Raw genomic sequence first — 25,969 nt, forward strand, 5'->3', positions numbered from 1 at the left:
AATAAAACACTCCCCTATTATTGCTATCACAAGGAAGTATGAGCCATGTTCGGTATCGAAAACTATCTGGGCTTTGTCTTGGCGGCGATTTTGCTAAACCTCACTCCAGGCACCGATACGATGTATATCATCACCCGTAGCGTCTCACATGGCAGCGCAGCAGGGTTTTATTCTGTCCTCGGTATCATCTCAGGCATCTTGGTGCACACGGTATTCGCCGCATTGGGTCTATCGATCATTTTGATCAACTCGCCTCTGGCCTTTACGATTGTAAAATATATCGGTGCCAGCTACTTATGCTATCTGGGTATAAAAATGCTGATGAGCAAGCAGCCTTCTTTACTGGCAAATCATTTACCAAAAAGTCGCCCATCGGCACCTGCCAACTCTATAGCGCACTGGCAAATATACAAACAAGGCGTATTAACCAATGTCTTTAACCCAAAAGTCGCGCTATTCTTCCTTGCATTTTTTCCGCAGTTTATCGATCCTAGCTATACTCATAGCGCCTTGTCATTTCTGATTTTGGGATTGAGTTTTGCGCTGACGGGCTTTGTATGGTGTTCGTGCCTTGCTTTATTGGCCTCAAAATTTAGTGCCAACTTAAGAAAAAACCCAGCTATCGAAGTGATTTTAAATAAAATAAGCGGCGTGGTGTTTATTGGTTTGGGAGTTAAGTTGCTTACAGAGAAGGGATAAACAAACTGCAAATAATGATCAAATAAGCTGATTTTTATAAAATCTAACTACCCATAAAAAAGCCCAGTCTCCTTAATATAGGGGACTGGGCTTTATATTTTTCTAACTCTAATTAATCACTATGCAGCTTCTTTATTATCAGCAGCTAGCTGACGCAGCACATAGTGCAATACGCCGCCATGACGCACGTATTCGCGCTCTTTTGGTGTCTGCAGGCCGACATTGACCTCAAAGGTTTCAGTCGAGCCATCGGCGCGGGTGGCAGTGACTTGAGCGGTTTTGCTCTCGCCATTGTTCAGGCCAGTGATGCTCAGCACTTCAGAGCCATCGAGCTTGTAGGTTTGTGCATCTTCGCCATCTTTGAAAGTCAATGGCAGCACGCCCATACCGACGAGGTTTGAACGGTGAATACGCTCGAACGAGGTGGTCAATACCGCTTTTACACCAAGCAAAATCGTACCCTTCGCTGCCCAGTCACGGCTAGAGCCTGAGCCATACTCCGCCCCGCCGAGGACGACGAGCGGGCGCTTATCTTCTTTATACTTCATCGCTGCATCATAGATAGCCATTTCTTCGCCATCTTGTAGCGTTGACTTATCGTCTTTGAAGTAATAGGTATAGCCGCCCTCTTTGCCGCCCATCATTTGGTTTTTGATACGGATATTGGCAAAGGTACCACGGGTCATGACTGCATCATTACCACGGCGTGAGCCATAACTGTTGAAGTCCGCTTCCATGACGCCGCGCTCTTGCAGATACTTACCTGCTGGTGAGTTTGGATCAATGTTACCAGCTGGCGAGATATGGTCGGTGGTGATTGAGTCACCAAATAGACCTAAGATACGCGCGTCTTCGATATCAGGGATACCTTCTGGCTCCATGGTCATACCATCAAAGAACGGTGGATTTTTGATGTACGTTGAGCCTTCATCCCATGGATATAGCTGACTATCGGCTGAGCTAATCGCGTTCCATTCTTTACTACCATCGAACACTTCACCATAGTTTTTACGGAACATATCAGCATCAATGTTATTGGCAATCAGCTCGTTGATCTCATCTGACGTTGGCCAAATGTCTTTTAGATAGACATCATTGCCGTCTTGGTCTTGACCAAGCGGCTGGGTGGTCAAGTCGATATCCACCGTACCTGCCAGCGCATAAGCGACGACTAATGGTGGCGACGCCAAATAGCTTGCCTTGACGTGTGAGTGAATACGACCTTCAAAGTTGCGGTTACCAGAGAGTACCGCTGCCGCCACTAAATCATTTTCTTCGATACCTTGCTCGATACTTTCAAGCAGTGGTCCTGAGTTACCGATACAAGTGGTACAACCATAACCGACGAGATAAAAGCCTGTTTTTTCTAGCTCATCCATCAGTTTGGTTTTTTCTAAGTAATCCGTCACTACTTTTGAGCCAGGTGCCAATGAGGTCTTAACCCAAGGTTTGGCTTTGAGGCCTTTGGCAGCGGCCTTTTTGGCGACCAGTCCAGCACCGAGCATGACGGCTGGGTTTGAGGTGTTGGTACAAGAGGTAATCGCGGCAATCACCACCGCGCCGTCACGTAATTTATACTTCTCATCATTAATGTCAACGATACTACAGAAGTTACCGTCTTCATCACAGTTTTTCGGCTTAGCTGCTAGGTTTTTGGCTTGCTCTTGCTTACCGCCTTCTTCATCGAAACGCACCTTAGCTTCAACTTCTTTTTTACGGTCCTTGGTCATCTTCTCAAGCGTTTCGCCGAATTTTTCGTGCATATCAGATAAGTTGATACGCTGCTGCGGTAAGTTAGGGCCTGCCAGTGCTGGCTGGACAGAGGACAGATCAAGCTCTAGCTTACTTGAGTAAGTTGCCGCTGGCGTATCGGCATCATGCCATAAGCCCTGTGCCTTGGCATATTTTTCGACCAGCTCAATTTGCGCTTCGTCACGGCCTGATAGACGCAGATAATCAATCGCCATTTGGTCAATCGGGAAGATACCACAAGTCGCGCCATATTCTGGCGACATATTGGCAATCGTCGCCCGATCTGCTAATGGCATTTGATGCAAGCCTTCACCGTAGAATTCGACAAACTTACCAACCACGCCATGTGCCCGTAGCATCTCGACCACGCGCAATACCAAATCCGTCGCGGTGACGCCTTCTCTCAGTTTGCCTGTCAGCTCAAAGCCAACCACTTGCGGAATCAGCATTGAGGATGGCTGACCGAGCATCGCCGCTTCAGCTTCGATACCGCCAACACCCCAACCAAGCACGCCGATACCATTAATCATCGTCGTATGACTGTCGGTACCAAACACTGTGTCAGGATAGGCGGTCAGCTCGCCATCGACATCTGCTGCCATGACCACGCGCGCAAGATACTCAAGGTTGACTTGGTGCACGATACCCGTCGCTGGCGGGACAACGACAAAGTTCTCAAAGGCATTTCGGCCCCAATGGAGAAACTCATAGCGCTCATTGTTACGCTTAAACTCAATCTTCTCGTTGAGATCCAGCGCATCTTCGCGGCCATAAGCATCCACTTGTACCGAGTGGTCAACGACCAACTCACTGGGGATAAAGGGATTAATTTGCTCAGCACGACCACCCAGCTCTACTACTGCATCACGCATCGCTGCCAGATCGACGACTGATGGCACGCCGGTGAAATCTTGCAGCACCACGCGTGCTGGCATGAAGGCAATCTCTTTGGACGCCTCAGCGCCAGCGTCCCAGTTGGCCACTGCTTCGATGTGGTTTTTGCCGACAGACTGACCATCATCTTCGTTACGCAATAGGTTCTCTAGTACGACCTTCATACAGTACGGTAGCGTATTGATATTGTCGTAAGTTTCGGCAAGTTTGGGCAAGCTATAATAGGCATGCTCCTTGCCATCGACCGAAATGGTGTCTTTTACATTAAAGATATCACTCATGGTAGCTTCCTTATCGTTGTTATAAATCCTAAACATAAATGGCCAATTACAAGTTAGCATTTATGTTGATATTGGTGGCTCAATAAATGGTGGTTTATTAAAGAAATACTGTGTCAAAGTAGGCACTAAAGACATTCATTATTACAAAACCATGTAAGACAAAATCCTAAGACATATGTTTTCATTAACCCAAGCTCTAAAGGTGCTTGTAAGACCTGACATCAGCTTGTTTTTACCATAACAAATATATAGCGCTTTGTTAACGTCTGGACGTAGTCAAATCGTGGCACAATCGTAACTGTAACAATGTGTTAGCGAGTTAATAATGAGAGGCTAGCCAAATCCATTTTTATTACTTTTTACGGCGACCACTACGAAACACAAATGCATCATCATAAAAATTAGAATCTTCATTCTCGGCCCAGAAATGCGGCACACCTAAAATGGGCAATGGCGATAAATAACGCGGTGTGACTGTGTCCTTTGATAATAATTCATTCATATAATCAGCCAATTTATCATCCAAAAAGGCGATGCGCTGCTGCGTTGACAAGGCAAAGAAATCTTGGCCGACGTTGATGACCACACTATGCGCGCACAAGGGCTTACGCGGCGCTATCAATTGCTCAAGGAGGGCATGACCAAAAATATAAACCACCGCTTGCGCGTTTGGACTAGGACTTGTAGGGTCATCCCACTGCATGCGCGGCTGTACCAAACTGCCCTGCCAGTCAAAGCCAATCAACGCCTCACCAATACTAGGATTGGCAGTGACCAAAACCGCGCCGTTTTCATCAAACACAGTGATGGTATCGCGGACGCGGCCCCGACTGGCACCGACCCCTTGCTGCTCAATTTCAAGCATATGGTAGTGGTTTAGCAGGGCTTTGGTCTTAGGGAACGTCAGCCAAATACTACCGTTAAATAAGTCGTGTAAGTTGTCACGCGTCGGGATATTGCCCGTACTGCCGATGAAGCTCTCGTAAGCCTCGCCCTCTGGCAACGCCTCTTGTGAGACAAACTGTAAAGCCTGCGCCTTATGGTTATATGCAGGCTTGGTGTGCGGCAGTTGCTGCTGCACGTCAGCTGCCTGCTGATGCAATGCGGTATTTAATACTTTCGCGATGATGTCTGGTGTGTTTTGGGTACGGCTGATATCAAGGGCTTGATTTTCAGGAGCAGAACTTTGAGTATCAGCGCGCTCCATGCTCAAGCTTTTTGTCGCACTAAGCTGAGTGATGGCTTGGCTAATGGCATCTAACTGCTGCACATGACCAAGCCACGGCGCACGCCAGTCAATCTGGGCAAAGCTGTCATCAAGTCTGCTTGCCGCTAAGGCTGACGCCTGTACAGGCGAATCGTTCGGCAAAGGCTTATCAAAACGCGCATCTGAGCGATGCAAAGGAGGCAGATTACTGGCAGTCATATCAAACTATCTCTCATGAGCGATGGGCGGCTTATGGTATCATGGTGCGCTTTTTTACGGCTAGACGGGCAGCTCGAAACGTTGTGTTCGCGCGCTATTTATTGATGAGTTTTTATGGCAAATTTTAACACCCACTTAAATGTTGCATTTATGGTCAGCGGTACACTGAGCTTAACGGTCTATAAAGCGGGGCTGGTTGATGACTCTGGGTTTTTGATGTGTGCGGCGCTCGGTACTATCGGCGGCCTTTTGCCAGACTTGGACTCAGACAACTCAACACCGATTAAGCTTGGTTTTAACCTCATCTCTTTTGTCTTCGCTTTTGGACTGGTGATGCATTGGCGCGGTGAGCTGAGCCTATTGGCATTGATGGTGTTATGGCTGGCAGGCTATGGGTTTATGCGTTATGTGGTGTTTTATGTTTTTACCACGATGACGGTGCATCGCGGCGTTATCCATTCTGTGCCTTATATGGCGATATTGGGCTTGGCTCTGACGTATTTAAGCCATGATATTTTGCACCTGCCCTTAACGGTGAGCTGGTTTTATGGTTTGTTTTTATTTGGCGGCGCGATGGTGCATTTGGCTCTAGACGAATTATATAGCGTCAACTTGTCCAATATGAAAATGAAGCGATCGTCGGGTACGGCGATGAAGTTTTATCAGCATAAAGACAAATGGTGGTATTTGCTGCTATACGTTATTTTGGTGTTATTGTTATATATAGCGCCGCCGTTTGACACCTTTTGGCAGCAGGTCAGTGATCCCGCAGCTTGGGCAAAGCTTAAGCTCGGTCTATGGCCAGAATTGATAAAAGGCTGGCTGAGTTAAGGCCGCCTCTACCAGCAAAAAATGATAAATAATGAGAGTACACTATGTCGACTTCTGCCGCCCTCCAAACCTGCCCTTGCCAAATCAACCCCGCGTCAGAGACCGCCACCGCGCCCCTACTTTATAAAGACTGCTGTCAACCTTATCATGACAGCGTTTTAAATAAAGAAATGAATAAAGAAGTGAATAAAGAAGCGGATAAAACTGACGGCGTACAGGCAGAAACAGCGGAGCGTCTGATGCGCACGCGTTATAGCGCTTTTGTGCTTATCAAGCCAGAATACATCGTCAAAACCACACTACCCGCGCAGCAAAGCTTGCTCGATGTCATAGCGATTGAGTCTTGGGCCACCGAGACCGATTGGGCAGGATTAGAGGTTGTAAAACACAGAGCAAAGCTTGGCAAACGACACGCGCAGGTTGAATTTAAAGCTTATTTTAAAACGCCTAATGGCTTGCAAGCGCATCATGAGTTGTCTGCCTTTGTAAAGGTAGTAAATAAAGCCAATCATGATACGCGTTGGTATTTTCTCGACCCGACCGTTCCTATGTCTGTCGCCCAAAAGCAGCCGTGTATTTGCGGCTCGGGTGAGAAGTTTAAGCGCTGTTGTGGATTATACAGTTAATTCACTTTAAAACCGATACGGTGCCTGCCGGCGCTATACACTGGCCCCAACCGCCCGTGCCACTGCAATCCCTTCATCAATGGTCAAAAACTTACGCTGGCTTGGGCTGTCTTTATAAATAATCTCACCCTCAGAGAATATCAGACATTCATTGACCGCCAACTGTTGCCATTTTTCATTTTCAGTCAATGGTACGGTCACCAAAATCGTCACCTTATCGGTATCGGTGGTGACATCGCTAAAGTTAATCGCTAAGTCATCGTCCGCCAGTTTCGCTTCACCAAATGGTGCTTGGCGGGTGAGATAAAACAACAAGCTACCGGCATACGCCAATTGCCAGCGGCCGTTGGAGATTAGGCAATTAAACAGGCCATTGGCCGATAAATAACGGCACTGAGTGGTCAAAAAGTTAAACAGCGTCTGGTCGTCAGGACGGGTTTTAAAAGTGCTTTTTAAGCGATTGACCAGATAACAAAACGCCACTTCTGAGTCGGTGCTGCCGACAGGCTGACAGTGTGAGGCGTTGCCATTGTCTTGCAGACGCTGACAGCGCTTGATAAATTCACTATTCATCTGCCCGTTGTGGGCAAATACCCACTGCTCGCCCCAGACTTCGCGGACGAAAGGATGGGTATTTGCCAGACAGTTTTGTCCCTGCGTGGCTTTACGAATGTGGGCGATGACATTCATGGCCTTAATCGGGTAGTTATTGACCAAGTCGGCCACTGGCGACAGATGGCTTGGGCGATTGTCATGAAACAAGCGTAGTCCCGTTGAGTCGTTTGCCGTCTCGCCATTATTGGTGCAGTCGCTACGTTCAAAAAAAGCAATACCAAAACCATCCTCATGGCTATCAGTCATACCGCCGCGACGACGAAACCCTGCAAAGCTAAACCCAATATCGGTTGGGGTATTACAGTTCATTCCTAAGAGTTGACACATTTATAGATCACCATCATGATTGTCGTTATGGTCGTCGTTTTTTGTAGGATGTACAGTCGCGCTTGCGCCATTTTCTGCCCCTTCATCAAACATCTCATAGGGCGTCGCGCCTTCGGTATCGATACTGTCCAAGATCCGTTTGGCATGCGCCAGCTCGGTATCTTGTATCCACAGTACGATACCTGAGTTCATCCCTGGCATCGCGCTTAGCGGCTGCAAGGACACCGTGATGCCATTATTACGCAGTAGATTGGCATGCAGCTCACCTTGCATATTGGTGTCATAGCGTGCCAGTTTGTGCCAGTTATCAACTTGATCGGTCATAGGGTCGCCTCTGTGGTTTGGATGCAAAAAATGGTATTGAGCAAAAAAACTTACGCCAATTGATCGAGTGTATATTCTTTGATGCTGGTGTCGCGACGATTACTTAAAGTAGCACGCGCTTGCTCAGCGTGGGTGATATCACTAAATATACCTATGAGTTGATTGTCGCGCTTATCATTTGATAATACAAATACCGTCTTTTGCGCTTTTTCGACATGCGCCCAGTGATAAGCGGCCAGACGCTTCATAAGGTCAGGATTTTTCACCATGATATTGTCGCCCGTCCGACCTTCGGTACGGTTGTAATGAATGACATTAAGACGCAAAAGCCAAAAAATCACTGCCGCTTTGGCAAGCATAACAGGTAACGCACGTTTTTCATCGCGGTTTAGCGTGCGTTTTGACTCATATCCTTCTAAAAACGCTGCCATCTTACGACGATCAAAATGTACCAGCTCGCCTTGCTCGGCATCGCCCCACGTGGTACAAAAATCATTGATGGTAATGGCGATATCCATCACATAATGCTCGACACTGACCTCAGTAAAATCCAATAGACCTGTTAACTTTTCCTGCCCTTTAGTCAAGTCCCATAGCGTATTGTCAGCGAACATATCGAGATGACACAAGCCTTTTGGTAAGTCAGTCAGAGGTAGATTTGAGTAAGCTTGCCAAATATCACGCATGAGCTTGGCTTCATCGCCGGGCATAAACTGCATTTCACGGTCGCGCACCTCGCTCCACGGGTAGAGGGGCACGCCGTAGTCTTGTGCCGGTTGTAGCGCTTGCAAGGTCTCATGCAGCATCGCTAACGCCGCGCCGATCTCATGACACATCGCAGGCGTGGTCTCTTGCGGATGCGCGCCTGCCAAGCACGGCACCAAGGTGATTGCTTTGTTTTCATAATGAATGACATAGCGTTTTTTCGTATCAGCGTTATCATCAGCACCTAATGCTACCAGTGCCAACGGGGCAGCGACCGGCAGCTTGCCATCTAGTTGATTTAATATCACTGCCATTTTTTCGATATCCTCTGGCGGGCGCTCTTCAAACAAAGTAAACACATAAGCGTGCGCGCCATCGACATCGTCCGTCGTTTGAATAAACCAGTTAGAGTTTTTGATGCCTTGGGTAATCGGAATGGCGCGGGCAAATGACACGCCAAAACGCTGGCAAAAGGCGGCAAATTGATCATCAGTTAACTGGGTATAGACGGACATGACATCTCACTTTGGCAATTGGATAAGAAGATAAATAGAATAAATCTGGACGCTAATGACAATAATCGTCCCGCGCATCAGCAAACCATCATAAAAAGCATAATAATCTTGTGAAAACCTGCCTGATATGGCAGTGATTTTGCTAGACTAGCGCTTATGGTTGAATTGATTATAAGGTGAAAGACCCTATGTTAGCAAAGCGTATCATTCCTTGTTTGGACGTGGACAATGGCCGCGTGGTCAAAGGCGTACAGTTTGTCGATATTAAAGACGCTGGCGACCCTGTCGAAGTGGCGCAGCGCTACAACGAACAAGGCGCTGATGAGATTACTTTTTTGGATATTACTGCCACCAGCGATGAGCGTGATACCACTTATCATACCGTCGAGCGTATGGCGGAGACGGTGTTTGTCCCCTTAACTGTGGGCGGCGGCGTGCGTAAAATCGCTGATATTCGTAACCTGCTCAATGCAGGCGCGGACAAAGTGGCGATTAACTCGGCTGCGGTGTTTACGCCTGAGTTCGTCGGAGAGGCGGCGCAAAAATTTGGTAATCAATGTATCGTCGTCGCCATCGATGCCAAACGTGTCGCTGATATAGAGGTTGATGGCATCATTACACCGCGCTGGGAGATTTTTACCCATGGCGGACGTAAGCCGACTGGCATTGATGCCGTCGCTTGGGCAAGCAAAATGGCCGATCTTGGCGCAGGTGAATTATTGGTCACATCAATGGACGGTGACGGCACCAAAAAAGGCTATGATTTGGCACTGATGCGTGAAATTACCCGCCGCGTCAATGTCCCTGTTATTGCCTCTGGCGGCGTGGGCAACCTGCAACATTTGGCCGAAGGCGTCTTAGAAGGCGGCGTCGATGCGGTGCTGGCGGCCAGTATCTTTCACTTTGGCGAATATACCGTATCGGAGGCCAAAGCCTATATGGCAGCACAAGGCATACCCATGCGCCTATAAGCTTGGTAAAATACAACTGCCTTGACAAAAAATGTTATCATAGCGCTACTTATTTATTTTTGTCAGTTAACTATTGAAAACAATCGAGATTTTGTACAAAAATTTTGCTTATAATGCTACTTATTCAAAGGATTTTTTATGTCAAATTTACAGCAGCAGCGCAACGATATTACCCATATCGATGGTAACTTGCATCAAAACGAAGAGGCCCGTATCGGTATCGTCGTTGGCCGTTTTAATGGGTTTGTCGTTGAGTCATTAGTCGACGGTGCTATCGATGCCCTACTACGTCATGGCGTATTGGGTAGCAACATCACTGTGATTCGTGTACCAGGTGCCTTTGAGCTACCCCTTGTCGCCCAGCGTGCCGCTGAGTCTGATCGTTTTGATGCCATCATTGCGCTAGGCGCGATCATCCGTGGTAGCACGCCACATTTTGACTTTGTCGCTAGCGAGTCTGCCAAAGGTCTTAGCAGCGTTGCGATTGATTATAATATTCCTGTCGCCAACGGCGTCATCACCACCGATAGTATTGAGCAGGCGATTGAGCGCTCGGGCACCAAAGCTGGCAACAAAGGCTCGGAAGCAGCGATGGTGGTGCTTGAGATGCTAGCGGTTTTATCACAATTAGATGTTGATGACGATTACGACAATGATAATGACGCGTAATATAGTCAGTTGAAAACCAAACTGGCATAAGTTCCAAAGCGCGACTGGGATGAATCTTGCGCAGCCTCTGTGTATACAGCACGCAAGGAAAGTTTATACCAGTAGCGCTATAACATTTTTAAATTGAATCTACTACATCGCAGTCGTTTTATAGATTTATTATTTATTGTTTTACTGTTTTTGATTGGCGCTGATGGGTTAAAAACTCGTAGCGTCAGTGTCTTAAAGCTCGCGGCACTGCCGACAAAGCGCTGCAATTTTGCTTTAACACTCGATTGTCATCATCTGCCAGTCGATTACTATTTAACATTTTTAGTTCAAACGTCTATGCTTTTCTTATCACAGGCTATTTTTTACAATCAAGCTGATTGTACCCTGACGCTATTGGTATCAATATATCTATATTAAATAGTCGTTAAATAATTGATGAATACAGTCAATCAAAAAATAGTTAATAAAAGCAGTTACTCAAAATAGCCACTTAACATTCAGGTATTTACCCCCTATGACTGACCAACTCAAGCGCGCCATCAACGCTGCAAAAACCGCACAAACCAACGACCAACAAGCTGAAGCGACTCGTATCGCAAGCAGCAGTGCAGGTGAGCAAAAATTTGATATGAGTGAGTCTTCTTATAAGACCAGTCACACCGCTGTGCGCAAAGCCAGACGCTTTGCCATGCAAGGCTTATATGAATGGCTGGTCACCGACCGCCGTTTTGATAAAGACGGTAAGCTTGGCTGGAAAGACAATGCGCCGCACGATATCGCCGCGCGCACCCGTGCGACCAACGCCATGCATACGGTACATATCGGCTACTATCACGAAATGATGCGCGATATTCCCGAACAAATCGAAGCGCTAGATACACTTATCAGCCAGCATCTCGATCGCGATATCGATAAATTAGACACCGTTGAGCATGCTATTTTATTGATTGGTGCCTACGAGCTGCAAAACCGCTTAGAGATTCCTTATAAAGTGGTACTAGATGAAGCAATGAAGCTCAACAATCACTTTGGCGCCACTGACGCGCACAAGTTAATCAACGCGGTGCTCGATAAAATGGCCATAGATCTGCGCGACCTCGAAGTACAGGCCGACATCAAGGCCAACCGCCGCAGCTCACAAAAAGCCGCTGCGCCCGCCGCACAGCCGCAGCCGAAAACTGCTGATGAAACCAAGGCTGTCACTAACGCTGACGACACCAGTGAGACGCCGACCACAACTGGCAAACCTCGTATCAGTGCCAATAAAGCCATTAAACGGCCACGTGCTAACAAGGCTCAAGCAAATATCAGTGGTTATAGAGCCAGCAAAAAAGCCAGTGCGCAAGGACATAATGAGGCAGCAGCCGCGCCTACCCCTGAGAGCACTGCCGCCGATGTTGGGCTACAGGACTCAAACCTTGTCAATTCAGACGAAAAAAGTAAAGACTAACCATGAATGAATTTGAGCTGATCGAGCGCATCTTTGCACAGATGCAAATATCGCCAGCACGCACGGCAACGGACGTCGAAAAAGGCATCGGTGATGACGCGGCGGTGATGAGCGTGCCTGCTAGCGCGCGCTTGGTCAGCTGCATTGATACTCTCGTTCAAGGGCGGCATTTTAGCGCCGATTGGGATAAGGTACATCAATTAGCCTTTCAAATTGGCTATAAAGCGGTCGCGGTCAATGTCTCAGATATCGCCGCAATGGGCGCGGCGGCGCACAGTATTTTGCTGGCGCTGGCATTGCCTGAGCGCTTGGCGACTGAGACTTGGCTCACTGAATTTGCCAAGGGTTTGTTTCATGCCTGCCAGCTCTTTGGTGTGACCCTGATAGGCGGTGATACCACGCGCAGCGATAACTTAGTGCTAAGCGTTAGCGCGCAAGGATTTTTAGCCGCTGATACACCAGCCGTCTATCGCTCAGGCGCGCAAGTTGGTGATAAAATCTATGTATCAGGCACGCTTGGTGATGCCGCATATGCGTTGCAGCATCCTGATAGTAGCCAAGGCATAGCGCTGGCACATCGCTTGCATATGCCCACGCCGCGCATCACCTTAGGGACCACGCTAGCCAAAGTCGGCGCCACAGCGATGATCGATATCTCTGATGGTCTGTATCAAGACCTTGGACATATTTGCACGCAAAGCGGCGTTGGCATACGCCTTGATTTAGAGCAGCTGCCAACCAGCCAAGCGTTAGCGAGCGTGGATCTATCTGAGCGCTTACTATGCCAGCTGGCAGGCGGCGACGACTATGAGCTGGCTTTTACTTTACCTGCTGATATCGAGCCACCCGTCAACGATATCAGTGACACGCCAGTGACCTGTATTGGCGAGGTGATAGCATTGGCCAAGGCAGACACGGCAACAAATAGGCATGCTGATCTGTATTATCAAGGACAGCGAGTCACACCGACGCACCCTGCCCCTTTTGCCACATGGCCCACGCTGACGGGTTACCAACACTTTGCAGGTTAATCCATGACCGATCATGATCTATCTAAGCCCGATATCCGGCAAGCCAATGACTGCCCGCCTCTACCTGCCACGGCCAGCACGCTCGATCGTGTGGTTTATTGGCTTGGTATTGGTCTCGGTAGTGGCCTGCCGCGCCGTGCCCCTGGCACATGGGGAACAGTAGGCGGGCTACTCGTCGCGATACCGCTTATGAGTTTCGGCTTTTTGCCGTTTTTGATAATCACTATATTGTCTTGTGTCGTTGGTAACTCAATATGCGGCAGAACCTCCACCCTGATGGGCGGTCACGATAACCCGCATATCGTCTGGGATGAATGGGCGGGTATGTGGCTCACCTTGCTGCCGATGTCTTATATGGGCGTTGCCGATAGCAGTTTTTGGCAAAATATCAGCCAAACCTCTTCTCTCATCGCGCTTCTTATCGCCTTTATCCTGTTTCGTTTTTTTGACATCATCAAGCCACCACCGATCGGCTGGGCAGATAAAAAAGTCGCCGGTGGCTTAGGTATCATGCTCGATGACATTATCGCAGGTATCATGGCGGCAATTGTTTGGAGTATTCTTTATAGTAGCGTATTATCACTTGCTAACTGATGCTGCTATGAGTCGTTAGCACATTTAGTGACGCTGCAAATGAGACGTTACAAAGATGTCACGACTTAGCAGTTTGGTTGGTTACGCATTTACGTTATAATTCAAATCATATCTTGTTACATTTGTAGGCCATTATGACTTCTCCTCTTTCGGTAATTATCCTAGCAGCGGGTAAAGGCACGCGTATGCAGTCGGCCAAACCCAAAGTCCTGCAGACACTAGCTGGCAAGTCTTTACTCGCTCACGTTTTAGACACCTGCCACCAGCTGACGGTCGATGAGACCATCATCGTGTATGGTTTTGGCGGTGAGCAAGTCAAAGCTGAAATCACCACCCAGTATGCCCAGTCAGCCCTTACTTGGGTGGCACAAACTGAGCAGCTAGGGACCGGGCATGCGGTCAAGGTCACGCTGTCTGATTTGCCAAAAGACGGGCAAAGCCTGATTCTTTATGGTGATGTACCATTGGTCAGTTGCCAGACGTTAACCGCATTAAAGTCGGCCAACACCAATGGCATGTCGATGCTGACGCTAACGGTAGATAACCCATTTGGGCTAGGCCGTATCAAACGTGACAACAACGGTAATATCGAAGCCATCGTTGAGCAAAAAGACGCCAGCGCTGATGAGCAGGCCATCAAAGAGATCAATAGCGGTATTTACTGCGTCGATAATGCTCTGCTTCATAAATACTTGCCGAAACTTTCAAACGACAACGCCCAACAAGAATACTATCTGACAGATATCGTCAAGATGGCCGTGGCCGATGGCATCGCCATCGCTGCGATCGAGCCTGAGCATACCTTTGAGATTGAAGGCGTCAATAACCGTCAGCAGCTTGCCAGCTTAGAGCGGACGTGGCAAGGAAAGTTAGTCGCCGACTTACAAGAAGCCGGCGTGCAGTTTGCCGATCCTAGTCGTGTCGATATTCGAGGGACCCTAAGCGCCGGTCAAGATGTGTTTGTCGATGTTGGCGTGGTGTTTGAGGGTGATTGTACCTTAGGCGACAATGTCTATATCGAGCCAGGATGCGTCATCAAAAACGCTCATATCGGCAATGCTTGTCATATCAAACCCTACTGCGTCATTGATCATGCCAAGATTGGCACTGGTGTCGATGTCGGGCCTTTTGCGCATTTGCGTCCTGAAAGCGTACTAGCAGACCAGAGCAAAGTCGGTAATTTTGTCGAAATCAAAAAATCCACCATCGGTCAAGGCAGCAAAGTCAATCACTTAAGCTACGTGGGCGACTCGACCGTCGGGACAGGCGTCAATATCGGTGCAGGTGTCATTACCTGTAATTATGATGGCGTCAATAAGTCTCAAACCATCATTGAGGACAACGCCTTTATCGGCTCCAATGCCAGCTTGGTGGCACCGGTTACCATCGGTGATACAGCGACTGTAGCGGCAGGCTCGGTGATTACCAAGGATGTCGATGCCAGTGCCTTGGCGTTTGGCCGCGCTCGGCAAACGCAAAAAGAGAACTTTCAGCGTCCAACTAAAAAATAAAGACGGCGGTGATCGTCAACTCGATAAAAACGATAGTAAGACCACTAAGGCAGTACGACAATAATTTGTGGTGCTGCTTATTTATATTGACAGATTAATGATTATCCATGTATTGGCATCTTTTAAAATAACATGGTATGAGAACATAAAATTTAAGGAATAATTATGTGCGGAATCGTTGGAGCAGTTGCTGAGCGTCATATCGCCAATATCTTACTTGAAGGACTAAAACGTTTAGAATACCGCGGCTACGACTCCGCTGGCCTAACGGTCATTCGTGATGGCGAGCTGCATCGCGAACGCCAAGTGGGCAAGGTACAAGCCTTAGTCGATGCCGTCGCCGTCAACCCTGAGTTTTTTGATGGTCATATCGGTATTGCCCATACCCGCTGGGCGACACATGGCGAGCCTGCCCAGCGCAACGCCCATCCGCATATCTCTGGTAAGATCGCGGTGGTGCATAACGGCATTGTGGAAAACTATGCCGAACTTAAAGAAACGCTGATAGCAAAAGGTTACGAGTTTACCTCACAGACCGATACCGAAGTCGTTGCGCACTTAATCAATGATATCTATAAAAACACACCTGATTTATTAGAAGCGGTGCGTGCGGTCATTCCCATGTTGCACGGCGCTTTTGCCCTTGGCATTGTGCATATCGATTGCCCAGACGAGCTGATTACCGTGCGCCTAGGTTCGCCATTGGTCATCGGTGTGGGGATTGGCGAGAATTTTATCGCGTCCGATCAGCTAGCACTTCTGCCCGTGACCAATCGCTTTATGTATCTAGAAGAAGGCGATATCGCCAAGCTGACACGCGACAGCATTGACGTATATGCAGACGGTGTAAAAGTAAAACGTCAAATACATGAGATTGACGCCGCCCAGCATAATGCCGATAAAGGCGAGTTCAGACATTATATGCTCAAAGAAATCTATGAGCAGCCAGATGCAGTTGCTCGTACCATTGAGATGGCAGTAGATAGCGATGCGCCGTCTAAGCTGCGCGATGATTTTTTACAGCGTCATGAAGCACTGTTAAAAGGCATTAAACAGGTCCAAGTCATCGCTTGTGGCACCAGTTATCACGCAGGTTTGGTGGCAAAGTATTGGTTTGAAAGTCTCGTTCGTGTGCCGTGCTCAGTCGAGGTGGCTAGTGAGTTTCGCTACCGCAATCCGGTCGTCGTCGATAACACACTGGTCATTTGCATCTCGCAGTCTGGTGAGACAGCCGATACCTTATCGGCGCTACGCGATATTCAAAAACACACCCCAGCCGGTCTTGTGAGCTTGGCACTGTGCAACGTACCGACGTCGTCTTTGGTACGTGAGACCGATATCTTTTTGCCAACGCTTGCAGGCCCTGAGATTGGTGTCGCTTCCACCAAGGCTTTTACCACTCAGCTGGCCGCCTTGATGCTACTGGTGCTAAAGGTAGGCGCCGTCCAAGCGCGCATGACAGGCGAGAAACTGAGCACGCTGCTAGAGAAACTACAAGCGCTGCGCGGCCAACTGCATGCCAGCTTACACCTCGATGCGCCGATCAAAGTCATGAGCGAGCATTTTGAATATAAGAAAAGCTGCTTGTTTTTAGGTCGCGGTTTACAATTTCCTATTGCACTAGAAGGCGCATTGAAGCTAAAAGAGATCTCTTATATCCACGCTGAAGGCTATGCCGCCGGCGAGCTAAAACACGGCCCATTAGCCTTGGTGGATAAAGACATGCCAATCGTGGTGCTCGCGCCAAAAGACAGTATGTTTGATAAACTCAAAGCCAACATGCAAGAGGTGCATGCGCGCCATGGCGAGCTGTTTGTCTTCGCCAGTGAAGAGAGCAAGATGGTTGCAGAAGATAGAATGCACGTGGTCTATGTGCCTGAAGTTTGCGAGACACTGGCTCCCATCGTCTATAGCATACCTGTGCAGCTGCTGTCATACCATGTGGCCGTGATGCGCGGTACAGATGTCGACCAGCCTCGTAACCTCGCAAAATCAGTGACGGTCGAATAATATAAATCATTGATTTTAAATGGTTTTTTATAAATTAAACCATTGTATAACACTAAACCCTTTGCTGTCTAGCATTACTAGATAGCAAAGGGTTTAGTGAACGTTGTTAACGGAAATAATATGATTAGGGCGTGTTCTCTCTCTAAAGAGAACACGCCCTATTATACAAATATCACTCTCTAAACCAGCCCTTTATACAGAAAATAAAACCCAACGACGGTCAATAACACCGCAAAACATTTCTTTAATAATTGCGGTGATAATATATGAGCGACTTTTGCGCCCAATTTTGCGGTAAAAAAGCTCATGATACTAATACCTAAAAAGGCATAAATATGCACAAAGCCGATGGTATTGGGCACATCTACTTGCTTTTGCATCCCAAAGAGCATAAACCCTAGAGCGCCTGCAACCGCAATCGGTAGACCGCACGCCGCTGAGGTGCCCACCGCTTTTTGCATCACCACATTATAACGCGTCAGATATGGCACCGTTAAGCTGCCACCGCCAATCCCAAAGATAGCTGAGGCAATACCGATGACGCCGCCTACTGCGAGCTGCTTGGGTTTTGATGGTAGTGTTGTATTGCGATAGTTGGCACCACTACTGGCGCTATTGGCATTATTCATGGCTTGTTTTTTACCAGCAAAAAACATCTTATAAGCGACCCACAGCAAAAACACCCCAACAACAATCTGCAGATACAGCCCAGAGATTTGCCCAGCAATCCCTGCACCTAGAAAACACCCAAGCGCCATACCAGGTGCCAGATTTTTAAAGACCGGCCAGATGACGCCGCCCTTTTTATTATGCGCCATCAAAGAGCTGATCGAGGTGACGATGATGGTGGCAAGCGATGTCCCTAACGCCAGATGCATGATCGCGTCGGCATCATAACCCATTTGGGTAAAGACGATAAACAATAGCGGTACGATGATGGTACCACCGCCTACCCCAAACAGCCCTGCCGCAAACCCTGCGAGCGCGCCTATTACTAAAAAAATGATTAATTCCACAGGATAGCTACTTCTTATTTGATTTTAGTGAAAGGATGATTGTATTGATACACGCGTGCCCTGCATTTATGCCAAGTCTGTCTGACCCACGCGCGCGTAGGCTCGATTAAAATATACCAAACTCTCATCGTTGATACCTGCTGAGCCAGACTGTTTGATGGCGACCACGCGGCACATAAACACACTATGCGTGCCCACTTCTTGCACCTGTTCAATCTCACAATCAAAACTCACCAGCGCATCTTCTAGCACAGGCGCGCCAGTGCTCAGCTCCGTCCAAGCACCATGGGCAAATCGCTCTGCTGGGCTGAGCCTTGAGGCAAACACGTTAGATAACTGTTGGTGCTGAGTGCCCAACACATTGACGCTCAGCGTTTTATTGTCGATAAAATGACTGTGTGAGCGCGAGGCTTGGTTCATACAGACGAGCAGTGTTGGCGGCGTGTCTGTGACACTACATACCGCAGAGGCAGTAAAACCATGTCGGCCTGTGTCTCCGTTTGTAGTGACCACGTTGACTGCTGTCGTCAACAAAGACATGGCCTCTCTAAAACCGCTTGCTTCAATCATCGCTTTTATCCTCAGTTAGCATGTGACCCGTGTCAGACAGACGTTAAGCGCCCAGCTCTTTACGCACGATTGCCGCGCCCGCGCTCAACGCATTTAGTTTCCCGCGTGCAACGCCGCGAGATAGTGGTGCCATGCCGCAGTTGGTGGACGGATACAGCTTGTCTGCATCGACAAACTGCAAGGCTTTGCGTAGTATCTCTGCCACCGCTTCAGGCGTCTCGATACTATCGCTCGCCACATCGATGGCACCGACCATTACTTTTTTACCGCGGATTAGTTCAATCAGATCCATCGGGACGTGCGAGTTTTGACACTCAAGCGAGACAATATCGATGCTCGATTGTTGCAGCTTTGGAAAGGCCTGCTCATACTGACGCCACTCTGATCCCAGTGTCTTTTTCCAGTCGTTATTGGCTTTGATGCCATAACCATAACAAATATGCACCGCTGTTTCACACTTTAGGCCTTCGATAGCACGCTCCAACGTAGCGATGCCCCAATCATTGACGTCATCAAAAAACACGTTAAATGCAGGCTCGTCGAATTGAATGATATCCACACCAGCTGCTTCTAGCTCTCGGGCTTCTTGATTTAAGATTTTAGCAAACTCCCACGCCAGTTTTTCACGGCTTTTATAATGACCATCATATAAAGTATCAATCATGGTCATCGGCCCGGGCAATGCCCATTTGATCGGCTGGTCAGTTTGACTGCGTAAAAATTTTGCATCATCTACAAACACAGGCTTTGAGCGACTGACATTGCCCACTACCGACGGCACGCTGGCCTCATAGCGATTACGAATTTTGACCGTTTCACGATTGGTAAAATCCACACCCTCAAGATGCTCGATAAAGGTGGTGACAAAATGCTGACGAGTCTGCTCGCCATCACTCACGATATCAATGCCTGCTTGTACTTGCTCCTGCAGTGACACCCGTAGCGCGTCTTGCTTGGCCTCTAGCAGCTCATCGCCTGCTAGCTTCCAAGGTGACCACAGCTTCTCAGGCTCAGCCAGCCATACAGGTTTTGGCAAGCTGCCAGCAGTAGAAGTTGGTAATAATATGTCCATGGCTTGTCTCTTTTTACTGTGATAGTTTTTACTATGTTTGGTTGTCTAATAAACGACAGATAACTGCCTGATAGGTCACCGATACCATCATGCTGCTTGTCTTTTTGCCGCTGTTTGTTTTAGCGCTGGCGTTTGCACTGGGTAGTTTGTCGCCCATTCCTCTAATATGGCTTGATACGGCTGGATAAAGGCCTCTTGGGTAAACCTGCCTTGTGTCACCGCCAACTGGCTACGCTCCTCACGGTCATAGACTATTTGCGTGAGTGAATAGTCTTGATAGTTTAGGCTTGGCTGGTACACCTGAGCGGCAGCGGCGTTGGCATTATAAATCTCTGGGCGATAGATCTTTTGAAACGTCTCCATAGTGCTAATGGCACTGATCAGCTCAAGGTCGGTATAGTCACTGAGCAAATCACCGGCAAAATAAAACGCTAAAGGCGCCGCGCTACCTTCAGGCATAAAGTAGCGAACGCTCAAGCCCATTTTAAAAAAGTACTCATCGGTCAATGACCCTTTGTTCAATGAGCCACCGTCTTGTCTGTACTCAGTCCCCAAGACAGGATGCTGGTTGCCCGTACGATAATAAGTCTTGCTGGTCGACACACTCAGACAAATGACAGGCTGTTTGTTAAATCTTGCGTGGTAAGCGTCTGAGTTCAACAGATGCTGAAACAGCTTGCCGTGCAAGTCGCCAAAATCCTCCGGCGGCGGGCACTCAGGGTTTTGAGCGAAATGCGCTGGCAAGACAACACTAAAATCATAATCGCGGACATAAGAAGAAAAGCTGTTGCCAATCATGCCATCGATACGGGTGTTTTCTTTGTGATCGATGATGGTGGTTTGCAATGTCTCGATGACAGGGAAAGTGTTGCCATTGCCTTCCACGTCCAAGTCTGCCGAGATGATGTCGACTTCTACTGAGTAACGGTCGGCATGAGGGTTGTCCCAATGCGCCAAGGCATTAAAACGATTGTTTATCATGGTGAGTGTTTTGCGTAAGTTTTCTTGACGGCTGGCACCGCGCGCCAAGTTGGCAAAGTTGGTCGTCAAACGCGTGCTATCAGCTGGCTGATAGTTTTCATCAAAACGAATACTTGAGATGGAGTAGGTAAATGGTTTAGTCATGATAATTGGCTACCTTTATTTTTTGATATGAATCCAAGGTCTGTATGAGATAAATCATACCCAATCTATTACATGAATAAAAACGATGTTATTTAAATATAAGATGAATTTAATTCATCTGTGCTGATTCAGTAAGTGGATAGGAGAAATCGATCACTGGTACCCTCAGCTCAATTGTCTTACTCATCTCTAGGGTGTGTGAAACCTTCAAAAAAGGCACTGCTAATCGCTAAAATGGCTCCAGACAAGTCGCAAAGCGATGATAATGAGATGCCTTAACTAGATTTGTAACGCAGTATATGGGGCAGTTTTAGCATCAGCCTTGAGAGTAGATCGAGCAAAGCACTGCTTTGCCCGTTCACAAGGCGAGAACGATGCTCGAGTGGGGAGCAGGACTCTTTTTTGCCGCTTTATTGGTAAAATAGACACTTAGAACGACTAAAATTAGCCAAGTAAGCCCGACAAAATCCTTATTTAAGTGTGATTATCAGTGCTCGACTGCGGTTTGCCACTTGGCGTCAACCATTTGGCAAACCATCCCGATAGATCATCCATCAATGTATATACCACCGGAATCACTACTAAGCTCAGTAGTGTCGAGGTGACAAGGCCGCCCAATACGGCTGCGGCCATTGGGCGACGGAACGTCGGATCGGCATCGCCCCACCCAAATACCAAAGGCAGCATCCCTGCGCCCATGGCGATGGTCGTCATGATAATTGGGCGCGCACGCTTGCGACAAGCATCAATGATGGCATCAAAACGAGCCAAGCCGCGGCGCTGAGCGATCAAGGCATAATCCACCAATAAGATAGAGTTTTTGGTGGCGATACCCATGAGCATAATAAAGCCAATCATCGAGGGCATCGACAGGCTACTATTGGTAATGACCAAGCCGACAAACGCACCACCAATCGAAAGCGGCAACGCCATCAGGATGGTAAAGGGCTGCAATATACGGCCGAATAATAAGATCAGCACGCCTAAAATACAGACCACACCGACCGACATGGCAATGACAAAACCACTAAACAGCTCTGCCATGTTTTCTGCCTGACCTTGGTCAATGATGGTAATCGATGGCGGCAGCGTCTGCATCGCTGGTACCGACTTGACCGCCTGCACCAAGTCGCCAAGCTCGCCATCAGAAGGCTGCACAGTAATACTAATGGCGCGCTCGCGGTCAAGCCGGTTGATCTGGGCCGGGCCTGTCCCAAAGTTTAGATCGGCCACTTCGCCCACGCGTACCCCTTGTCCTGCAGGCAGTGCACTTGGCACGTATAGGCCTTCTAATTGGCTGACGTTTTGTTTGGCGACATCAGGCAGTCGCACCACAATAGGAATCTGCCGGGTATCGAGATTAAGCTTAGATAAGCGCTGCTCATAGTCGCCGACCGTTGCCACTCGTAGCGTGGTGGCGATATCTTGCGTGGTGACGCCTTTATCTGCCATCGCCAGTCTGTCAGGCATGACCGTAAGCTCTTGCCTCGGCAGGCTACGGTCACTGGTCACTGCGCCGGCGCTGGGCAGCGCTCGGATTTCAGTCATAATCTGCTGGGCGGTCTGCTCTAGCACCTCTGGATTGGTACTGGTTAAAGAAAAGTTGTAGCCTGTCTCGCCGCCGCTCGATAGACCAACGGTAAAGCGTGCGCCAGGTACCTCCGCGAGCAGATGACTGATTTTGCGCTCAATCTCTTGCTTAGAGATACGCTCTGCGCGCGGCGCAAGGACGACATCTAGCCCTGCGATATTTTCGGCTTTGCCGCCAGAGCTGGGCTCCATAGCAGCTTGCGCCTCCCCTACCGAGGTAAAGATATTGGTCACTTCAGGCATGGCCAAGATACGCTCACTGGCCATCGCTGCCACGCGCTCGGTATCTTCGAGCGCCACATCTGGCGTCAGCTCTATCTCAACACGCGTCTGATCGATATCATTGTCAGGAATAAAGGAGGTCGGTAGCAACTTCACTAAAGCCAACGACGCCACAAACAATACTAAAGTCGCTCCCATCGTTATCCAACGATGGCGCAGTGTCCATGCAACCACTTTAAGATACCAATCCATCAGCGCGCTTTGTTTTTCCACGCGATTTTTTTCTGGCCGCAGTACGTAAGCTGCCATCATCGGCGTGATCAGTCGCGCTACCATCAAGGACGCAAATATCGACAAAGCCGCTGTCCAGCCAAACTGACGGAAGAACTGCCCAACAATACCGCCCATAAAGGCCGTCGGCAAAAACACAGCAATCAAGGTAAAGGTAGTAGCAACGACTGCCAGACCAATCTCATCAGCCGCTTCCATCGCCGCCTCATAAGGCGTCTTGCCCATACGCAGATGACGAATGATGTTTTCGACCTCTACGATGGCATCATCGACCAACACCCCAATCACCAATGACAATGCCAATAAAGAAATAATATTGAGACTAAAGCCAAACAGATACATACCCAAAAAGGTAGGAATAACGGACAATGGCAACGCCACAGCTGCGACAATGGTCGCACGGATATTGCGCAAAAATAAAAACACCACCACGACGGCCAATAACCCGCCTTCTATCAGCATACGCAGTGATGCTTGATAATCCTCGGCGATAGGGGTGGCTCGATCATAGACTTTTTCGATACTGATATTACCCGTATCGGCCGCCAGTTTGGCAAGCTCGGCATCGACACGCTCCATGACCTCGACCTCACTGGCACCGCGCGAGCGGGTGATGTTAAACGCCACCACCGTCTGCCCATCAAGCTTAGCAATCGAACTTGGGTCAGCAGCACCATCGGTGATTTGCGCCATACGTCTAAGCGCTTGCGTGCCACCTGTCGGCACGGCCACTTGTAGGTCGTTTAAGTCGCTTGCGCGCTCGACCGCCCCAAGCACGCGAATGGTTTGCGTGGTTTTACCGACCTCGGCTTCACCGCCTGAGCTGTCCTGCTGAATCCCAGCGATTTGCTGCGATAGCTGAGAAATAGGAAACTTTAAACCACTGAGCGCAATCGGGTCCGCTGCCACGGTAATCTCACGCTGCAGGCCACCGATACGGCTAACGGTACTGACACCAGGGATATCAGATAACCGCTTGGTGACCGTATCATCAACGAACCAAGACAGATCTGCTACATTCATGTTTTCTGCGGCGACAGAATAAGTCACCACCGGAAACCCTGCGGTTGAGACCTTAGTGATAATCGGATCATTGGCCGCGGCTGGCAGATCCCCTCGCACCTCACCGACGGCTGAGCGCACATCATCGACCGCTTCTTGGATGTCTTTTTCTAGGACAAACTCAGTGACCATGGTGGCAGCGCCGGTTTGCAAGGTGGTGCGAATATGCTTGACACCTTCGATACTGGTCAGTTTATTTTCGACTTTTTTGGCAATGTCGTTTTCGAGCTGGGTAGGTGCCGCGCCAGGCAGAGTGACGGTTACCACCACGGCAGGCAAATCAATGTCAGGGAACTGCTGCACCTTCATTTGCATAAAGCCATAAATACCGCCCAACGTCAGCAGTACAAACAGCAAAATAGCGACCAACGGATTTTTAATCGAGTAAGCAGATACATTTAGGCTCATGAGCGCGCCTGCGAAGCTGTATCAGCGTTATTATTGGATTGATTCAGACCATCGACGATGCGCACCAAGTCGCCATCATTTAAAAAACTACCGCCTTGCTTGACGATTTGACTGTCGCTCGGCAATGGCTCTGTGACCGCCACACTATCGCCGAGACGCTCACCCAAACTCACACGCTGCTGCTTGATACGGCCCGTTTTTTGCGCTGCGTGGTCGGTGCGAATTTGTGTGACCATCATCACATAGTCATAGCCATCATTGCTGACCACCGCACTGTTAGGAATGGTTTGGGTGTTGCTGCTACCCAATAAAAACTCGCCCGTTTGATACATGCCAGCGCGTACTTTTGCGTTGGCCGCTAGGCTAGCATAGATGGTGATTTGGCGATTGTTGTCCGCTGTCGGCGCGATGCGACTGACTTGCCCCATCACAGAGTCGCCATCTGGTAGGCTGACACGCACAGGCGTGCCAACAGTGACTTCCCCAACAAGCTTTGGATCGATATCTGCGCGCCATTCTAATTCCCCGCCTTTTATGATGGTAAATAGCGGTTCACCGCCTGCGACCATGCCGACCTCCACCATCTTGTCACTGATGACGCCGCTGACTGGCGCGACGACCTTAGCGTTATCCAAGGTCAAACGCTGACTGTTGAGCCGCGCTTTTGCCGCCTGCAAAGACGCTCTAGCACGCACCTCAGAGGTGCGATAGCGATCGGCTTCTTGCCTACTAATGGCATCGATGTCTATCAAGGGTAAGACCCGTGCGGCATCGGCACTGGCATTGGCAAGGGTGGCTTCGGCTTCGGCCACGTCGGCTTCGGCTTGCAACACCTGCTGCTCCATCGCATCGGTATCAAACACCGCCAGCACTTGGCCTGCTTTGACGCGATCGCCCTCCTCCACCAAGACGCGCTCGACAGCCACGCCATTGACTTTGGCACTGACATTGGCCGTGTCTTTGGCACTAATCGTACCGTCGGCGCTCAAGGTATTGCCAATCGTATCTTGGCTGGGCATTACTGTCTCAACTGATAGCACTGCCTGCGCGTCACTGGCCGCCTTGTCACCTACCTCATTACTTGACGCGTTAGGCGCAGTGGGAGTATCCGTCGCCGTCTTATCAGCGCCCCAATATCTCCCCAACAAGACACCTAATACCAGTACCACCACCAGTACCGGCCACAGCCATAAAGGCAGCTTTGCTGAAACGGTTGCGGGCGTACTGGGCTGACGGTACGGCGGTAGCTCTGTCTCGTTTACGGGTTTTGGGTGCGTCTTGTCAGAATCATTCATGGGTAGTCTCTATCAATACAAGCCATCATAAGATAAAACAGGGCGAGCAATGATGATTGCGCTACTTACTCATAACCTACTGTTTTTTAGTATAGT

The 25,969-nt window shown here is 48.9% G+C and carries 21 protein-coding genes; 10 read left to right on the forward strand and 11 right to left on the reverse strand.

The features are described from left to right. Positions 1-45 precede the first annotated feature (45 nt). Positions 46-699, forward strand: a complete 654-nt coding sequence (locus tag CAP50_RS12170) for a LysE family translocator (protein WP_075102484.1) — start codon at positions 46-48, stop codon at positions 697-699. A 119-nt stretch (positions 700-818) separates the two neighbouring features. Here the strand turns inward: CAP50_RS12170 and acnA are convergent, their stop codons facing one another. Both acnA and CAP50_RS12180 read right to left on the reverse strand, forming a co-directional pair. Beyond that, positions 819-3,626, reverse strand: coding sequence for an aconitate hydratase AcnA (acnA, locus tag CAP50_RS12175; RefSeq protein WP_075102483.1), 2,808 nt, complete (start codon positions 3,624-3,626; stop codon positions 819-821). Between the two features lie 352 nt (positions 3,627-3,978). Continuing rightward, a complete protein-coding gene (locus CAP50_RS12180) occupies positions 3,979-5,052 on the reverse strand; it encodes a DUF3025 domain-containing protein (protein ID WP_075102482.1) in 1,074 nt (357 codons plus the stop codon). A gap of 114 nt (positions 5,053-5,166) precedes the next feature. Between CAP50_RS12180 and CAP50_RS12185 the strand changes: the two genes are divergently transcribed. Then, entirely contained in the window at positions 5,167-5,883 is a 717-nt protein-coding gene (locus CAP50_RS12185; RefSeq protein ID WP_075102481.1) for a metal-dependent hydrolase, read from the forward strand. Between the two features lie 44 nt (positions 5,884-5,927). Next, positions 5,928-6,509, forward strand: coding sequence for a YchJ family protein (locus CAP50_RS12190; RefSeq protein ID WP_075102480.1), 582 nt, complete (start codon positions 5,928-5,930; stop codon positions 6,507-6,509). A gap of 33 nt (positions 6,510-6,542) precedes the next feature. Here the strand turns inward: CAP50_RS12190 and CAP50_RS12195 are convergent, their stop codons facing one another. From CAP50_RS12195 to CAP50_RS12205, 3 genes are read right to left on the reverse strand one after another with little or no spacing between them, the layout of a single operon-like run. After that, complete coding sequence (locus CAP50_RS12195) at positions 6,543-7,451, reverse strand: class II glutamine amidotransferase (protein ID WP_075102479.1); 909 nt, start codon at positions 7,449-7,451, stop codon at positions 6,543-6,545. After that, positions 7,452-7,775, reverse strand: coding sequence for a hypothetical protein (locus CAP50_RS12200; RefSeq protein WP_227526354.1), 324 nt, complete (start codon positions 7,773-7,775; stop codon positions 7,452-7,454). A 50-nt stretch (positions 7,776-7,825) separates the two neighbouring features. Continuing rightward, a complete protein-coding gene (locus CAP50_RS12205) occupies positions 7,826-8,995 on the reverse strand; it encodes a homoserine kinase (protein WP_075102478.1) in 1,170 nt (389 codons plus the stop codon). 188 nt (positions 8,996-9,183) lie between these two features. On the opposite strand from CAP50_RS12205, the gene hisF reads away from it, so the two are divergent. From hisF to glmS, 7 genes are all read left to right on the forward strand, one after another. Further along, complete coding sequence (gene hisF, locus CAP50_RS12210; RefSeq protein WP_100750116.1) at positions 9,184-9,966, forward strand: imidazole glycerol phosphate synthase subunit HisF; 783 nt, start codon at positions 9,184-9,186, stop codon at positions 9,964-9,966. Positions 9,967-10,104: 138 nt separating this feature from the next. Beyond that, positions 10,105-10,635, forward strand: coding sequence for a 6,7-dimethyl-8-ribityllumazine synthase (gene ribH / locus CAP50_RS12215; RefSeq protein WP_075102476.1), 531 nt, complete (start codon positions 10,105-10,107; stop codon positions 10,633-10,635). Between the two features lie 505 nt (positions 10,636-11,140). Continuing rightward, positions 11,141-12,076, forward strand: coding sequence for a transcription antitermination factor NusB (nusB, locus tag CAP50_RS12225; RefSeq protein WP_100750117.1), 936 nt, complete (start codon positions 11,141-11,143; stop codon positions 12,074-12,076). Between the two features lie 2 nt (positions 12,077-12,078). Then, positions 12,079-13,107, forward strand: coding sequence for a thiamine-phosphate kinase (thiL, locus tag CAP50_RS12230; RefSeq protein ID WP_075102474.1), 1,029 nt, complete (start codon positions 12,079-12,081; stop codon positions 13,105-13,107). A gap of 3 nt (positions 13,108-13,110) precedes the next feature. Continuing rightward, positions 13,111-13,701 (forward strand): phosphatidylglycerophosphatase A family protein, encoded by a 591-nt coding sequence (locus CAP50_RS12235; protein ID WP_075102473.1) that lies wholly within the window; start codon positions 13,111-13,113, stop codon positions 13,699-13,701. Positions 13,702-13,835: 134 nt separating this feature from the next. Next, positions 13,836-15,212: a bifunctional UDP-N-acetylglucosamine diphosphorylase/glucosamine-1-phosphate N-acetyltransferase GlmU gene (gene glmU / locus CAP50_RS12240; RefSeq protein ID WP_075102472.1), complete on the forward strand. Its 1,377-nt coding sequence runs from the start codon at positions 13,836-13,838 to the stop codon at positions 15,210-15,212. A 165-nt stretch (positions 15,213-15,377) separates the two neighbouring features. Continuing rightward, the gene (glmS, locus tag CAP50_RS12245) at positions 15,378-17,222 is read left to right on the forward strand and encodes a glutamine--fructose-6-phosphate transaminase (isomerizing) (protein ID WP_075102471.1); all 1,845 of its coding nucleotides are present in this window, start codon (positions 15,378-15,380) and stop codon (positions 17,220-17,222) included. 179 nt (positions 17,223-17,401) lie between these two features. On the opposite strand, the gene CAP50_RS12250 is transcribed toward glmS, so the two are convergent. The 6 genes from CAP50_RS12250 to CAP50_RS12275 all read right to left on the reverse strand — a co-directional run bounded on the left by CAP50_RS12250 (position 17,402) and on the right by CAP50_RS12275 (position 25,873). Beyond that, a complete protein-coding gene (locus CAP50_RS12250; RefSeq protein ID WP_075102470.1) occupies positions 17,402-18,238 on the reverse strand; it encodes a sulfite exporter TauE/SafE family protein in 837 nt (278 codons plus the stop codon). 66 nt (positions 18,239-18,304) lie between these two features. Beyond that, entirely contained in the window at positions 18,305-18,808 is a 504-nt protein-coding gene (locus CAP50_RS12255) for a flavin reductase (protein WP_075102469.1), read from the reverse strand. A gap of 43 nt (positions 18,809-18,851) precedes the next feature. Beyond that, positions 18,852-19,880: a methionine synthase gene (locus CAP50_RS12260; protein ID WP_075102468.1), complete on the reverse strand. Its 1,029-nt coding sequence runs from the start codon at positions 19,878-19,880 to the stop codon at positions 18,852-18,854. A gap of 87 nt (positions 19,881-19,967) precedes the next feature. Beyond that, positions 19,968-21,005 (reverse strand): DUF1852 domain-containing protein, encoded by a 1,038-nt coding sequence (locus CAP50_RS12265; protein ID WP_100750118.1) that lies wholly within the window; start codon positions 21,003-21,005, stop codon positions 19,968-19,970. A gap of 474 nt (positions 21,006-21,479) precedes the next feature. Continuing rightward, on the reverse strand, positions 21,480-24,578 hold the full coding sequence (locus tag CAP50_RS12270; protein ID WP_075102466.1) for an efflux RND transporter permease subunit: 3,099 nt from the start codon (positions 24,576-24,578) through the stop codon (positions 21,480-21,482). Beyond that, entirely contained in the window at positions 24,575-25,873 is a 1,299-nt protein-coding gene (locus CAP50_RS12275) for an efflux RND transporter periplasmic adaptor subunit (RefSeq protein ID WP_075102465.1), read from the reverse strand. Before CAP50_RS12275 ends, CAP50_RS12270 begins: the two co-directional genes overlap by 4 nt. Positions 25,874-25,969: the final 96 nt, after the last annotated feature.

It is taken from the genome of Psychrobacter sp. L7, assembly GCF_002810365.1.
GTDB lineage: Bacteria > Pseudomonadota > Gammaproteobacteria > Pseudomonadales > Moraxellaceae > Psychrobacter > Psychrobacter celer.

What these genes read in the sequence shown, in the direction of transcription:
- CAP50_RS12170 (WP_075102484.1), top strand. Translation starts at nt 46, where the DNA reads ATGTTCGGTATCGAAAACTATCTGGGCTTTGTCTTGGCGGCGATTTTG.
- acnA (WP_075102483.1), bottom strand. Translation starts at nt 3,626, where the DNA reads ATGAGTGATATCTTTAATGTAAAAGACACCATTTCGGTCGATGGCAAG.
- CAP50_RS12180 (WP_075102482.1), bottom strand. Translation starts at nt 5,052, where the DNA reads ATGACTGCCAGTAATCTGCCTCCTTTGCATCGCTCAGATGCGCGTTTT.
- CAP50_RS12185 (WP_075102481.1), top strand. Translation starts at nt 5,167, where the DNA reads ATGGCAAATTTTAACACCCACTTAAATGTTGCATTTATGGTCAGCGGT.
- CAP50_RS12190 (WP_075102480.1), top strand. Translation starts at nt 5,928, where the DNA reads ATGTCGACTTCTGCCGCCCTCCAAACCTGCCCTTGCCAAATCAACCCC.
- CAP50_RS12195 (WP_075102479.1), bottom strand. Translation starts at nt 7,451, where the DNA reads ATGTGTCAACTCTTAGGAATGAACTGTAATACCCCAACCGATATTGGG.
- CAP50_RS12200 (WP_227526354.1), bottom strand. Translation starts at nt 7,775, where the DNA reads ATGACCGATCAAGTTGATAACTGGCACAAACTGGCACGCTATGACACC.
- CAP50_RS12205 (WP_075102478.1), bottom strand. Translation starts at nt 8,995, where the DNA reads ATGTCCGTCTATACCCAGTTAACTGATGATCAATTTGCCGCCTTTTGC.
- hisF (WP_100750116.1), top strand. Translation starts at nt 9,184, where the DNA reads ATGTTAGCAAAGCGTATCATTCCTTGTTTGGACGTGGACAATGGCCGC.
- ribH (WP_075102476.1), top strand. Translation starts at nt 10,105, where the DNA reads ATGTCAAATTTACAGCAGCAGCGCAACGATATTACCCATATCGATGGT.
- nusB (WP_100750117.1), top strand. Translation starts at nt 11,141, where the DNA reads ATGACTGACCAACTCAAGCGCGCCATCAACGCTGCAAAAACCGCACAA.
- thiL (WP_075102474.1), top strand. Translation starts at nt 12,079, where the DNA reads ATGAATGAATTTGAGCTGATCGAGCGCATCTTTGCACAGATGCAAATA.
- CAP50_RS12235 (WP_075102473.1), top strand. Translation starts at nt 13,111, where the DNA reads ATGACCGATCATGATCTATCTAAGCCCGATATCCGGCAAGCCAATGAC.
- glmU (WP_075102472.1), top strand. Translation starts at nt 13,836, where the DNA reads ATGACTTCTCCTCTTTCGGTAATTATCCTAGCAGCGGGTAAAGGCACG.
- glmS (WP_075102471.1), top strand. Translation starts at nt 15,378, where the DNA reads ATGTGCGGAATCGTTGGAGCAGTTGCTGAGCGTCATATCGCCAATATC.
- CAP50_RS12255 (WP_075102469.1), bottom strand. Translation starts at nt 18,808, where the DNA reads ATGATTGAAGCAAGCGGTTTTAGAGAGGCCATGTCTTTGTTGACGACA.
- CAP50_RS12260 (WP_075102468.1), bottom strand. Translation starts at nt 19,880, where the DNA reads ATGGACATATTATTACCAACTTCTACTGCTGGCAGCTTGCCAAAACCT.
- CAP50_RS12265 (WP_100750118.1), bottom strand. Translation starts at nt 21,005, where the DNA reads ATGACTAAACCATTTACCTACTCCATCTCAAGTATTCGTTTTGATGAA.
- CAP50_RS12270 (WP_075102466.1), bottom strand. Translation starts at nt 24,578, where the DNA reads ATGAGCCTAAATGTATCTGCTTACTCGATTAAAAATCCGTTGGTCGCT.
- CAP50_RS12275 (WP_075102465.1), bottom strand. Translation starts at nt 25,873, where the DNA reads ATGAATGATTCTGACAAGACGCACCCAAAACCCGTAAACGAGACAGAG.